The organism is Nostoc sp. NMS4 (genome assembly GCF_017115095.1).
GTDB lineage: Bacteria > Cyanobacteriota > Cyanobacteriia > Cyanobacteriales > Nostocaceae > Nostoc.
This window is the reverse complement of record NZ_JABXKI010000126.1, coordinates 37,071-51,819: the sequence shown is the minus strand read 5'-3', so window position 1 is coordinate 51,819 and position 14,749 is coordinate 37,071. Positions and strand designations below refer to the sequence as shown.

The window sequence follows — 14,749 nt, the reverse complement described above, 5'->3', positions numbered from 1 at the left end:
TATAAACTATATCATGTTCGATAAATAGTTGTCATTGCTTCGCTCTGCTCGCAATGACATTTTATAAGTAATCAGCCGAACATGATATTATTTCCGATATTTTGTCGTTGTTTGAGTCTAGATTCATTTTTAAAAAAGCATATTCACTCTGAATTAATTCAGCTAAAAGTTCTTTCTACTCTGGCTGACTCTGACTTTATTTTGTAACTTAAAATGTTGATATAACTCCTGATTATTTTACTTAATTGCAGAAAATATATTGGCAATTATTTGAGACTTTAGTATAAAATTGAGTGTCTGCGGCTGAGTTACTTACTCAGCTAAATTATTCAGTTTACTTAACTCATAAAATCTTCATGTATTTGAAGTGTAGTTTATCTTTTACAGTAAAAAGAGCGGGAATAATAGAATAAATCGGATTAAGCAAATTATTTAGCTATGAGCCAAATATGTCCTATCTCCAAAACCTGTGCTTGTCGCAATGTTGCACGCTGCCGGACTAAAGAGGCAGGTAGGCTCTTTCTCTGGTTTCCCGTTCAACATACCCTGATAAAAGTCACCTCCTACCTCCACCAGTTTGCCCTTAAGTATGAACTGATGCACGAGCGACCAGGTTTGAGTTTGGAGTGTAGACCCGGACAGTCCCTAGAAATTGCCCATAACCTGGCCAAACTACTTGCACCAAGAGAATTAAAAGAGACGCAAGTCCTGTTCATTCAAGGCACTTCCCAACCTCAAATCCATGATTTTAGTGACATAGCCTCATTAGAACGCTTCATTAAGTTGAACCAATCCGACTGGCTAGTTGAAATGCTAGCAAAGGAACGATTTACTAGTTACTTCCAACCAATTGTCTTAATTAACGATACATCGGAGATTTTTGGATATGAATCGCTCTTGCGGGGGCTGGATGAAGAAGGCAATTTAGTATTACCGACACCAATTCTGGAGTTAGCAACCGAAACTGGACTTATCCCACAACTCGACCAAGTTGCTCGCCTCAGCACAATCACTCAATTCAGCCGCTATCAAGTGAGTGGACACATTTTTATTAATTTTGTGCCAACGTCACTTTATGACCCAGCTTTTTGCCTACGTAGTACAGTAGAGGCAATTGATACTGCCGGAATTTCTCACGATCGCGTTGTTTTTGAAGTCGTAGAGTCAGACAATCATCAAGATTTAGCCCATCTCAAGGCAGTGCTTAAATACTATCGGAATGCTGGGTTTTTAATCGCTCTTGATGACCTTGGTTCTGGCTATTCCAGCCTAAACTTGCTGCATCAGTTACGTCCAGACTTTATCAAGTTGGATATGGAATTAATTCGAGATGTACATCAAGACCTTTACAAAGCTTCGATTACTGAGAAGCTTCTAGAGATTACTCACAAGTTAAACATCCAGACAGTTGCTGAAGGAATTGAGTGCATTGAGGAACTGAACTGGCTGCGAGAAAGAGGTGCAAATCTTGCTCAAGGCTATTTGATTAGTCAACCCAGTGCAGTACCTGTCACTATAACCCCTCACTTCGATTCGATCGCCTTGACTGTAGCATCAACACATTCTCAGCAGGTTGAACAGCGCGTCCAACACCAAAGCGAATCTGAGCGAATTGTCGCAGGTGTGACGCAACGCATTCGTCAATCCTTGGAGTTAGACGAGATTTTGCAAACCACAGCAACGGAAGTGCGACAACTCTTTGAGGTAGACCGAGTGGTGATTTACCAGTTTGAGCCAGACTGGAGTGGTTTAGTCGCTGTAGAATCCTTAGCAGAAGGGTGTATGTCGATTCTGGGATTTCACGTTATGGATACGTGCTTTCAATCTACCCATGCAGCTTACTATCAACAAGGTAACACCAGAGCGATCGAAGACATTGAAACTGCGGGATTCTCGCCGTGTCATGTTGAACTCCTTAGAAGTCTGCAAATCCGGGCAAACCTTGTCGTGCCGATTTTGCAGCAAGGACGTTTGTGGGGACTATTGATTGCTCACCAATGCCGTCATCCCAGACAATGGCAGCAATCGGAGATTAATTTATTTAACCAGTTAGCAAGTCAAGCTGCGATCGCTATTCAGCAATCAGAACTTTACCACCAATTACAACAAGCAAACCAGGAATTACAGCGCCTTGCCTGTTCTGATGGTCTAACCCAAGTGGCAAATCGACGCTGCTTTGATGACACCTTAAACACACAATGGCAATGGTTGGCACGAGAGCAAGGCTCGCTATCTTTGATTTTGTGTGATGTTGATTACTTTAAACTTTACAATGATACGCACGGACACTTAGCAGGAGATGATGCACTTAGACAGGTTGCCAAGGCAATCTCTCAAACAGTTAAACACCCTGCTGATTTAGTTGCTCGTTATGGTGGAGAAGAGTTTGCAGTCATTTTACCGAATAGTGATATTGAAAGGGCTGTTGCAGTTGCAAGAGATATTCAGACCAATATTAGTGCATTACAAATGCCTCATCCCCATTCTTCGGTCAGTGAATTCATTACTTTAAGTCTTGGTGTGGCAACCATCACTCCTCATAGCCAATTATCTCCTGCAACCTTAATTGCTGCTGCTGACCAAGGACTATATGAGGCAAAAGCACAAGGAAGAAATTGTGTGGTGCAGATGGATTGTAAGGATGCTGATGCTAGATAAGCTGAGTATTGAGTGCTGAGTGCTGAGTGTTGAGTAAAAACCCAGTTGCTTCAAGGTTTTGAGCAATCAATAGACCTCTTGTAAAAGTCGCTCAGGCAAATTTGGATTGGGGGAGATGAAGCTCGTAATTGTAAAGAGTAGCAATCAGATTAAACCTCAAACCAAATCTTTTTCGGCGATTTCTATAAGTAAGGGATAAAAGGTCTATTTTCATCCTCACTGGATTGACATACTCCCCGCCCTATAAGTGCGAGGATTCTAGCTTCAAACAGCAATTGCAGTCTGAGACTGTCTGACATCACCTAAGCTAACAGTCGATGCCCCGACTGTTTGAATATTACGTGCGGCGTTTTCATCTCTTCCATTAATTGATTGACAGGAAGGACAACGCCACTCTCTCACCGACAAATCTAGTTTTTCTAGAACGTGTCCACAATGAGAACAAGTCTTACTGCTGGGATACCATTGGTTGATGAAAACAACCAATTTATTTTTATTTTTGGCAATCCATTCTAAGATTTGAACAAACGTAACCATTCGCCAAGTCTGATATCTTCCGTCCCCAAAGGCGTTGCATCCCCTTGAGGTTGAGCGTTTCAAAACAAAGTACATCGAACCGATCTGTTAACTCGTGAGCTAACTTCCAGAACCAATCACGTCTACGATTAGAAATATCTTCGTATTTGCGTACTAAATTCTTCCTTGCCCGTTCACGATTGGAGGAACCCCTTATTTTTCTGGAATGATGACAACAAGACTTGGTTACTAAGGTCAGTGATTGCTTGAGGAATTGGGGAGAAACAATAGTTGTACCATCTGAACAGGTGAGGAATGTTTTTAACCCAAAATCAAAACCAGCGATTTTACCCGTCTTAACTTCAATTTTTGGTTTACTGCCTTCATCAACAACCACAACCATAAACAACTCGCCCAATGGTGTGCGCTTGATAGTTAAAGTTTTGACTGTTCCTTCTATTTCTCTAGACTTCCAAAATTGATAAGTCCGATTACCAATTTTTACCTTATTGCCACCCAGAAACTTATAACCAGCCTGCTTTAAGGTGAATGATTTATATTTTCTGACCTTTTTAAATCCCGGTGGTCGAACCCCCTTTTTATTGTGTTTAAAAAATAGCTGGTAGGCTTTTTCAATGCGCTGACAGATATCTTGTACGGCTTGAGAACCTACTGATTGCCAAAAAGAAGTACGCTTTCTCAACTTGGCAATATGAGACTGAAGTTTTATACAATTCAAGTGTTTTCCCCACATCCGGTAGTAGCGTTTGTGGAGAGCAATACAATGGTTGTAGATTATCCCAGCAGCATTAATTGACCGCTTTATAAATCTATTTCGCTTGTGTTGATATAACTTGAACTTCAGTGTTTTCATGCTAATATTGTACAGCATATAGCCGGAAGAATCAATGAAGAAGCGATTAGATTTTAGAATCGAAGAATTTGAGTTTCAGATTCTTGAAGAATATTGCGAATTAGTGGGGCGAACAAAAACCGATGTTCTTAGAGAATTGATTAGAAGTCTAAAGATGAAGAAAAAGCCGTCGTAGAACGACGGGGCTTTAGACCCAATTTCTCGGTAAAGATGGGAAATTAACAAGAAGTAACCAGTCGTACCAACTTTTTAATAAAGAAACTTGCAAATAGTAAATGTTGGTTGGTATTTTCTTTAAATATTGTGAGAATTACCATTTGCAAGTGAACTTTATTTTATATGAACAACGGTAACACCACTGCCGCCATCTGCTTGTTCTGCTGGTTCGTAGTTGTTCACTCTGGAATGGTGTTGCAAAAAGGCATGAACTCCTTGCCGTAGCTTACCAGTGCCATAGCCATGAATAATCCAGATTGGGCCTGTAGCTTCCGAGATGGCTTTATCTAAAATGTATTCGGCATCAGCCACCCGCTTACCACGCAAATCAATAGTATTTTGGGAAGTCCGAATTTCTGGGACATTTTGTGGTGGCGGGGTTACTGCTGGTGGGGCTGGTTTGGGTTTGACGATCGCTTCGGCTTTTTGACCATCTAGAGATTCTACGTCTTCCAACTTCACAGTCATTTTCATTAGCCCAAAGCGAACGCTTAACTCGCCATCTTGATCGGGGGCGGCGATCACTTCTGCTATCTGTCCCAGTTTGGGAACGCGGATGCGATCGCCTATTTTGGGCATAAACCCGACTTTTGGCTTTGCTGGCGTTACTGGCTGATATTGCTGGCCAATCTGATTCAAAGCATTGGTGGCTTGCTGGGCTTCTTGGGCTGTGGGTGTACCTTTCTGCAAGCGGCGAATTACTTGGGCAATTTCACCTTTTGCTTGAGCGATCGCTTGTTGCACTGCTACTTCCTGCGAAGCCCGCAAACTGCTTTCCCTTTCCTCCAAACTTAAGGCTTTTGCAGATACTTCTTTGTACAAACGTTCCGCTTGCTGTAACAAAACTTGGGCTTCCGCAGTTTTGGTTTCCTGACGGCGGCGTTGCGCTTCTAAGCCAGCAATTACCTGGTTAACTTCATCTGTGGCCTCTCCCACTTGAGTTTTTGCCTGTTGTACCACTTCTGGTTTTAATCCCAAGCGCAGGGCAATAGTTAGGGCGTTAGAACGTCCAGGGATGCCCCACAACAGACGGTAAGTAGGCGACAGAGTACTTTCGTCAAATTCTACAGAGGCATTTTCAAAGCGATCGTCTTCGTATTTCAGGGCTTTGAGTTCGCCGAAGTGAGTGGTGGCGATCGTTAGCTGGGCATGGTTGGCGAGATATTGCAACAAAGCGATCGCTAAAGCACTTCCTTCAACTGGATCGGTTCCTGCGCCGACTTCATCAAGTAAAACTAGGGAATTGGGCATGGGGCATGGGGCATGGGACTCTCCCTCATCCCCCTCATCTTCCCCATTTCCCAATGCTTCCAAAATCCGACTAATTCGGCGGATGTGTCCAGAAAATGTGGATAAACTTTGCTGTAAGGATTGTTCATCACCAATATCTGCCAGCACTTTATCAAACCAAGGTATTTCTACTGGTTCGCGGGCGGGGACAAATAAACCTACTTTGGCCATTAATGCTGCTAACCCCAAAGTTTTTAAGGTTACAGTTTTACCGCCAGTATTTGGCCCGGTAATTGTCACTACCCGAATTTGCGGACTAATCAGTAAATCTACAGGAACTACTGGTTGCCCTTGTTCGTGCTGTTGCTGCCACACTAAGAGCGGATGTCGCAAGTTCCGTAAGGTAATGATTTCCCTGTCTTCTCGCTGGATAAATCGCGGGGGGTTCGCTCCTAGCCAGTAACTATACCGGGATCTAGCGGTTGCCAAATCCAAAGTGGTCGCGATCGCTAATAATCTCTCTAAATCTGGTTTGACTGCGGCTACAAGTTCTGTCAAAACGCGGCGAATCGCTTCTTCTTCAGCTTGCTCTCTTCTGATAATTTGCCGTAGTTGGTTGCCGAGAGGTACTACTGAATTCGGCTCTATGTATAGCGTAGCGCCACTGGTAGATGTGTCGTGGACTATACCGGGGATGGCATCTTTTTGGGGTGCTTTTACGGGGATAACAAAGCGATCGCTCCGTTGCGTAATCAGCTGTTCTTGAACTGCGCCAGATTTTGCCTGTAAGATATTTTGCAGCTTTTGGGTAATTTGGCTGCGTAATCGCCGCAAATCTGTGCGAATTTCTCCCAGTTTTTGACTCGCGCGGTCAGTTACCTGGAACCGTTCATCAATACATCGGTGAATTTCTTGTTCTAGTTCGGGATAAGTCCGCAAATCGGCAACCAAATCAGTCAATATCGGCAAATCTTCTTGATTGTCGATCACACGGCGTAAATTTCTCGCACCAGCGAGGGTGGTGGCGATCGCTAAGAGTTCTTCCCCTGTCAAAATTCCGCCGCGTTCTGCCCGTTCTAAGGAATCGCCAATATCTTGAATTCCTTCAAATGACAGTCCCGTGGTCAGGCGAGTTTCCAGTTGGTAGATTTCTTTGGTTTGCTCTAACAACTGTTCGCTTTGGGTCTGAGAATCGGGTATTTTCAGATGACGCGCAGCTGTCGCCCCCAGCTTAGTTGCGGCAAAGGTGGCAAGGTGCTGGCAAAGGCGATGCCATTCTAATAATTCTAAGGTTTCAGATTGGATCAAGGTTTCAACATCTAATCTGAAATTATGGTAACAATTCTAGCTCCTAGATGGATAAATCTTAAAGGAGAAAATTTTGCTTTAGTCAATAGTCTCTAAAATCCACGGAATTGAGTTAAGCGGCGGCTAGTTCTTGCGCCAGAACATAAGGTTGAACGATGAGAGTGTTAAATCGCTTACTACGCTCAAGATTCCATTCTCCCACTTGTACTGTCGTGGGTTTGGTAATCAATTGCTCATCAATCCATTGTTCCACGGATGGGATGTTATCGCTGGCGATCGCTACTCCAACATCCACCAAGTTTAACTCAAGTGCCACCAAAATTACTGCATCTCGTTGTACATGAGGAATTAACCATTCCCACTCTGCCTCATCCAAAATTTCTGTTAATTCCGCTCTTAAATCCGACATTACTTCCCAATGTTCATTTGTAAATGGCCATTTTTACATTATTCACTAGTTCCGAGTTCCTGACAAATGACCAATGACCAATGACAAATGACAAATGACCAATGACTAAACTTCAGATTTCATTTCATCAATTTCAAATAAAGACACAATTACTCCAGCGATGGGAATAGATATAAAAACACCTAATAATCCTGCTACTCTAGCCCCTACTAGTAAAGCAAAAAACACCACTACAGGATTAAGATTCAGCGCACCTTGCATAATTCGGGGTGCAATCAAGTTGTCTTGTATCTGCTGAAGGACAATACAAGCTATTAATACTTTCAATGCTAACCAAACACCTTGAGATAACACAAATAGAGTAACTGTGCTGACTCCTAATGTCGCTCCTATGCCAGGAATAATATCAACAATCCCGACTATTATTGATAATATCAAAGCAAAAGGTACTTTTAATATTAAAAAAACTAGAAACGTTGAAATTGTTAGAAAGGCACTTAATAATAACTGACCTCTAAAAAATCCTAAAAAAGATTTTCTGATGATATTTGTAAATCTATTACGGCGCTGTGTTGGTACTATTTTTAAAATAAAATTCCAAAGTTTGTCTCCATCTAATAACATGAAAAACGCCACAACTGCAATCAAGATAAAGGTGACAAAGTTTGTCATAAACCCTTGCAAAATGGCCAAGCTAGTAACAAGAGTTGATACAGCCTGATTCCGCAATTGTTCTTCAATAAAACTTAAATCTATCTGTAAATTACGGTTTTGTAAAAATCCTTCTAATCCCTCTATTAAAGGTACTAAAGAATTTAAAAAGGCAGTGATACTATTAATTAATTGTTGTCCTTGAGATAAAATCGTTAAGCTGACAGTAATTATCACACCGCCTATAATCACAATACTCAGCAAAAAAACGACACCAACAGCTATGCCGTGGGGCAAAAAACGCCGCAGACCTTGTACAGGATAACTGAGCAAAAAAGCTAAAATTGCCGCAAATGTAAAAATAACAATGACCGCTTCAAAATAAGCTAAAAGTTGTACAATTGCCCAGCCGGAAGCAACTAAAAGCAAAAAGCGAACTAATGCCAGATTATTTAATCGCTCCCAAAAATTCTTGGCTTCAAAGCCGCTCATAATAATTCGTAATTCGTAATGACGCTCGATGACTCGCTAACGCTACGCTAACGTAATTCGTAATTCTGTTACTTGTTTAATTTATCGTCCTAAATCATGCATCTCGTTAATTACCGTGGTACATTTTTGTGTCAGCGCTTCCAATTCCTCTTTATTAGTGGAACTGGGAGCATCAATTAAGTTACCAATTCTCACGGTGATGGGAACTGCGCGAGGTAGGGACGCTCCTTTTTGTAAAATCTTTTCAGTACCCCAGACACTCACCGGCAATATTGGGGCTTTTGCTTTCGCCGCTAGCAGCAATGCGCCTCTTTTGGGGTCTGTAATTCGACCATCTGGAGTGCGAGTACCTTGCAAAAAAACACCAACAGCCCAACCATTATCAAGATATTGTAAAGCGGCACGGATAGCATTGCGATCGGCATTTCCCCGACTAACGGGGTAAGCACCATACAATTTAATCGCTTGCGCCAAAATGGGGATATTAAATAACTCTTCCTTAGCCATATACGCCACTGGACGACGTACACAATTAGAGACAATCGGCGGATCGAAGTAACTAGCGTGATTACTCACTACCAGTAGCGGCCCTGATTGGGGGACATTTTCTGTACCATAAATCTGACCCCGAAAGTAGGCGTGAAGCATCGGGCTGACGACTGACCATTTAAAGGCGTGGTAAAGTGCCAGACTGATCAACGGTTCGCGGTTTTTGTCCACAGAAGATAATACAAATCAAACTGAATTTAGCATACGCGATCGCAACACCCAAATCAAACGCAAAAAAGCTGTAGAGATGAATTGCTTCAACCATCTGGGAACACTAAATCTAGAAATCTTGAGGATTTAGCGGTATGGTTAGCACTACAGTCAGTATTCCTGGATATCAGGTTAGCGAACAACTCTACAACGGTTCGAGAACCCTAGTTTATCGCGGCGATCGAGAAACCGATCGAAAACCTGTAGTGATTAAATTGCTGAAAAATCCTTATCCGAGTTTTAGTGAACTCTTGTCGTTTCGCAATCAGTACACCATCGCTAAAAATCTTAACTCACCTCTGATAATTCAAACCTACAGCCTGGAACCTTACCAGAATGGCTATGCGTTGGTGATGGAAGACTTTGGCGGAATTTCTCTTAAAGATTATTTCACCTCACCAGAAACGCGAAATATCACGTCTTTAAAAGAGTTTTTAGAAATAGCGATCGCACTGTGCAATACCTTAGATATACTCTACCGTTCGCGGATTATTCATAAAGATATTAAACCTGCCAATATTTTAATTAATCCTGAAACTAAACAAGTTAAATTAATTGACTTTAGTATTGCATCTTTACTGCCACGAGAAACTCAAACGCTGATGAGTCCCAATGTGTTAGAAGGGACACTAGCTTATATTTCGCCAGAACAAACTGGCAGAATGAATCGAGGAATTGATTATCGCACTGACTTTTATTCTTTGGGTGTCACTTTTTACGAATTACTGACGGGAGAATTACCGTTTCAATCCCACGATCCAATGGAGTTGATACATTGTCATATTGCCAAACTTCCACCACTTGTAGGCAATAGTAAAGACATTCCCCAAGTTCTTGGTAATATTGCGATGAAATTAATAGCGAAAAATGCTGAAGACCGCTATCAAAGTGCATTAGGAATTAAGTTTGATTTAGAAAATTGTTTAACTCAACTCCAAAAAACTGGTAAGATTGAAAGCTTTGAAATTGCGCGAAGAGATTTGTGCGATCGCTTTACCATCCCCGAAAAACTCTACGGACGAAAAACTGAAGTTCAAACCCTACTTGATGCCTTTGAGCGGGTAAGTCTTGGTGACACCGAACTGATGCTAGTAGCGGGTTTTTCCGGGATCGGTAAAACTGCCGTTGTCAATGAAGTTCACAAGCCAATTGTGCGTCAACGTGGTTACTTCATCAAAGGCAAATACGACCAATTTGGGCGCAACATTCCTTTGAGTGCCTTTGTCCAAGCCTTCCGAGACTTAATGGGGCAATTCCTCTCAGAATCTAACGCCAAACTCCAAGTCTGGAAAACGAAAATTCTAGAAGCTGTTGGTGATAGTGGTCAAATCTTAATCGATGTCATTCCAGAGCTAGAGCGGATCGTTGGCGCTCAACCCCCAGCCACAGAACTATCAGGGAGTGCAGCCCAAAATCGATTTAATCTGCTGATGCAGAAATTTGTGCAAGTTTTTACAAGCGTTGAACATCCCTTAGTGATATTTTTGGATGACTTGCAGTGGGCAGATTCAGCCTCACCAAAATTGCTGCAATTGTTGATGGAAAAGACTAGACATTTATTAGTCTTGGGTGCGTATCGAGATAATGAAGTGTCACCGGCTCACCCATTCATTCTCACTGTAGAAGAAATCGTCAAAACTGGGGCGAGGGTGAATACAATTAACTTGCAATCGTTAAGTGTGGTGGATCTGAATCAGTTGGTAAGTGATACGCTGAATTGCGAATTATCCCTTGCTCAACCGTTGACCGAATTGGTGTACCAAAAAACTCAGGGTAATCCTTTCTTTATCACCCAGTTTCTGAAAGTATTACATGAAGATAAGTATATTACTTTTGACTGGGAAGCACGCCATTGGCACTGTGATATTGCTGAAGTCAGAGCTTTAGCAATTACCGATGATGTGGTTGAGTTTATGGCATTGCAATTGCAGAAATTGCTTACTGAAACTCAAAATATGCTCAAACTGGCGGCTTGCATTGGGGCGCAGTTTGATTTAAATACGCTGGCGATCGTTTCCGAAAAATCTCTAGAAGATGCAGCGATCGCATTGTGGAAAGCATTGCAAGAAGGGCTGATAATTCCAACTACAGAAATCTACAAATTCTTTACGCAATCGGATACTGTATCGGTTTATCATCCAGCAGCCAATCCAACTTATCGGTTTTTACACGATCGCGTCCAGCAAGCTGCTTATTCTCTGATTCCAGACGAGCAAAAACAAGCAACCCATTGGGCGATTGGGCAACTACTGCTGCGTCACACACCAGTCGAAGAACAAGATGCCAAAATTTTTGATATTGTCAACCAGTTAAATGCAGCGATTGATGGACTCACGCAACATCAAGATCGGGATGAATTAGCTAGTCTCAATTTCAAAGCCGGATGCAAAGCCAAAGCTTCCGCCGCCTACGAACCGGCTTTGAGGTATGGGGCGATCGGGTTAAGCCTGTTATCCCCGCAGAGTTGGCAAAGTCAATATCAACTAATTTTATCTCTCCATGAACTAGCAGCAGAAGCGGCTTGCTTAATCGGTGAGTTTGAGCAGACAGAGGAATTGACCGATCGCATACTGCAACAAGCAACCACGATTTTAGATAAAGTGAAAGCCTATGAAATAAAAATCCAAGCCAAGATGGTGAACAATCAACAATTGGCAGCAGTAGAGATTGGCTTACAAGTTCTCAAAGAATTGGCAGTCATTATTCCCAAATCTCCGACTGGTGAAGATATTCAGCAAGTTATGGGAGCGACTGCTGCTCAATTAGCCAGCATCAATATTGAAGATTTAATTCATCTGCCTCTGATGACTGATGCCTCAAAGCTAGCCGCCATGAGGATGTTGTCTAGTATGGCTGCTCCGGCTTTTCTAGCTGCTCCTGCTTTGTTTCCTTTGATTGTTGCATCTCAAGTCAACCTTTCCCTCCAGTTTGGAAATTCTCCTGACTCGGCGGTTGGTTACGGAACTTATGGATTAATTCTCAACGGCGTTTTTCAAGATATTGAGTCAGGATACCGATTTGGTGATTTAGCTTTACAGTTGGTAGATAAACTGAATGGGAATGAGCAAAAATCCAAGATTTACTATATTGTTGGCTTTTGTACAAAATATGGCAAAAAACACGTTCGAGAAACCTTGCCAATTTTGCAAGAAGCCTACTTAAAAGGGTTAGAAAACGGCGATTTAGAATTTGCAGGTTATTCTGGTTTCAAACAATTTCAGCATCCCTTGTACCTTGGGGACGATCTAGCTACCCTTTTACCAAAAATCGCCGTTGTCTGCGATCGCATGGCACAACTTAACCAAGCCGCCGCACTAGACTATCTGACAATTCTGCAACAAGCCATTGCTAATTTACTTGGTGAGGCTAAAGATCCTTGCCGTCTTGTGGGAGATGCCTACAATGAAGATACTGCCCCACTGGAGCAGATGGCAGTAAATAACCGAACGGGAACGTATTTTTTCTACATTTACAAGTTAATTCTCTGCTACTTATTTGGTAGCTATACGGAAGCGTTAGACAATGCCAACGAAGCAGAAAAATATGAAAACAGTGTTACGGGAATGCTCGATGTACCGGTTTTTTGCTTCTATGATACCTTGACACAACTGGCTCTCTATGATGATGGCGATCGCAGTCAGAAAATCTTAGAAAAAGTCCAGGCAAATCAAGCAAAAATGGAGAATTGGGCATATCATGCGCCGATGAATTTTCAACACAAATATGATTTAGTCGAGGCGGAGCGTTGGCGGGTTTTAGACAGTAAATTAGCCGCAATTGAATATTACGATCGCGCCATTTTTGGAGCCAAAGCTAACGGGTATGTTAACGAAGAAGCCTTAGCTAACGAACTTGCAGCTAAATTCTACCTCAACTGGGGCAAAGAAAAAGTCGCCCAAGCATATATGCAAGAAGCTTATTATTGTTATGCCCGTTGGGGAGCAAAAGCTAAAGTTGATGACTTAGAAAAATGCTATTCTCATCTACTACAACCCATTCTGCAACAGCAACGAATCAACTTCAACCCCTTAGAAACTATTGGCTTTACTGGGACTTCTTCATCCCCTCGTACTTCTATTAGCGACAGTACCAGTATTTCCAATGCCCTAGATTTTACCTCTATCCTGAAAGCCGCTCAAGCTATTTCTAGTTCTCTAGAATTACATACACTCATCACCAGCCTTACCCAGATTATCCTCGAAAACTCTGGCGCGGAAAAATGTATACTGCTGCTTCCTCAAGAAGATACTTGGCAAGTCCAAGCAATTACCTTTATCGATAGTGAGAAAATACAAACCATTCTCAAATCACAATCACTCGACAATTGTCAAGATATTCCCGTAAAAATTATAAATTACGTCAAAAATACTCAACAAACAGTTGTTATAGACAATTGCAAAACAGATATTCCTGGGGTAATTGGGAAATATATGTTATCACAGCAACCTCAGAGTGTGTTGTGTGTCCCGATTATCAATCAAGGGCTGATGGTTGCAATTCTTTACCTAGAAAATAAACTGACTCAAGGGGTTTTTACTAGCGATCGCCTCAGCGTCATTCACCTTCTTTCATCTCAAGCCGCAATATCTCTAGAGAATGCTCGACTCTATCAAGAAGCTGGGCAAGCATTACATGATTTACAACAAGCACAACTACAAGTTGTCCAAAGTGAAAAAATGTCAGCACTGGGTAATTTGGTTGCTGGAGTAGCCCATGAAATGAATAATCCTTTGGGCTTTATTTATGCCAGCCTCAAACAAGCTAAACCCACCGTTATAGATATTGTTGAACATTTAAAACTTTATCAAGAAAGTCTACCAAATCCCAGTGATGAAATCAAAAACCATGCCGAAGATATTGATTTGGATTATAGCTTATCAGACTTACCCAAGATAATTGATTCTATGACGATGGCGTGCGATCGCCTCCGCAACATCAGTACTAGTCTTCGCACTTTCTCTCGTGCCGATAAAGATTACAAAGTGCCTTTTAATATTCATGAAGGTATCGACAGCACAATTTTAATTCTCAAACATCGTTTGAAAGCTAATGAAGAACGTCCAGCAATTGAAGTGATAAATGATTATGGTAATTTACCCCAGGTTGAATGTTTTCCTGGGCAATTAAATCAGGTATTTATGAATATTTTGGCTAATGCCATTGATGCGCTAGATGAATCGAATACGGGACGGAGTTTTGAGGAAATTAAACAAAATCCCAACCGAATTATAATTAAAACCTTAGTAGAAAATGAAGGCGTAAAAATTGCGATCGCTGATAATGGCAAGGGAATGAATGAATCAGTCAAACAAAAGATATTTGACCACTTATTCACTACAAAAGGTGTGGGTAAAGGTACAGGATTAGGATTAGCGATCGCTCATCAAATTGTTGAAGAAAAACATGACGGAGTAATTGAGGTAGATTCTAAACTAGGTGAAGGTACTGAATTTGTAATCCAGCTACCTCTGTAGCATATAGATCCATCTGTACATCCATAGGAACTTTCAGGAAATCTTCAGCCTAAATACTTATCTCTGCTACTCCATGCTTACCCAACTTAGACAAATCCTTAAGAAACAGTGGTCTTTGAAGTCTGTTCATGTCGTCAAGAATCGCCCTACGTCACTTACCCA

General features: G+C 41.7%; 6 protein-coding genes and 2 pseudogenes. 2 read left to right on the top strand and 6 right to left on the bottom strand.

From position 1 onward, the window contains the following. Positions 1 to 438: 438 nt before the first annotated feature. Entirely contained in the window at positions 439 to 2,658 is a 2,220-nt protein-coding gene (locus HWQ37_RS10155; RefSeq protein WP_292746481.1) for an EAL domain-containing protein, read from the top strand. Positions 2,659 to 2,749: 91 nt separating this feature from the next. On the opposite strand, the pseudogene HWQ37_RS34840 reads toward HWQ37_RS10155, so the two are convergent. From HWQ37_RS34840 to HWQ37_RS10130, 6 genes and pseudogenes are all read right to left on the bottom strand, one after another. Continuing rightward, a pseudogene (locus tag HWQ37_RS34840) lies at positions 2,750 to 2,851 on the bottom strand (IS5/IS1182 family transposase); the annotation flags it as partial. A 71-nt stretch (positions 2,852 to 2,922) separates the two neighbouring features. Continuing rightward, positions 2,923 to 4,048 (bottom strand): annotated as a pseudogene (locus tag HWQ37_RS10150) (RNA-guided endonuclease InsQ/TnpB family protein). A 330-nt stretch (positions 4,049 to 4,378) separates the two neighbouring features. Continuing rightward, the gene (locus tag HWQ37_RS10145; protein ID WP_292746479.1) at positions 4,379 to 6,802 is read right to left on the bottom strand and encodes an endonuclease MutS2; all 2,424 of its coding nucleotides are present in this window, start codon (positions 6,800 to 6,802) and stop codon (positions 4,379 to 4,381) included. Between the two features lie 112 nt (positions 6,803 to 6,914). Further along, positions 6,915 to 7,211, bottom strand: a complete 297-nt coding sequence (locus tag HWQ37_RS10140) for a DUF2288 domain-containing protein (protein WP_292746476.1) — start codon at positions 7,209 to 7,211, stop codon at positions 6,915 to 6,917. 105 nt (positions 7,212 to 7,316) lie between these two features. After that, positions 7,317 to 8,354 carry an AI-2E family transporter gene (locus HWQ37_RS10135; RefSeq protein ID WP_292746474.1) on the bottom strand — a complete coding sequence of 346 codons (1,038 nt, stop codon included), beginning with the start codon at positions 8,352 to 8,354 and terminating at the stop codon, positions 7,317 to 7,319. Positions 8,355 to 8,435: 81 nt separating this feature from the next. Further along, positions 8,436 to 9,074, bottom strand: a complete 639-nt coding sequence (locus HWQ37_RS10130; RefSeq protein WP_292746471.1) for a lysophospholipid acyltransferase family protein — start codon at positions 9,072 to 9,074, stop codon at positions 8,436 to 8,438. A gap of 134 nt (positions 9,075 to 9,208) precedes the next feature. On the opposite strand from HWQ37_RS10130, the gene HWQ37_RS10125 reads away from it, so the two are divergent. Continuing rightward, complete coding sequence (locus tag HWQ37_RS10125) at positions 9,209 to 14,587, top strand: ATP-binding sensor histidine kinase (RefSeq protein ID WP_292746469.1); 5,379 nt, start codon at positions 9,209 to 9,211, stop codon at positions 14,585 to 14,587. Positions 14,588 to 14,749: the final 162 nt, after the last annotated feature.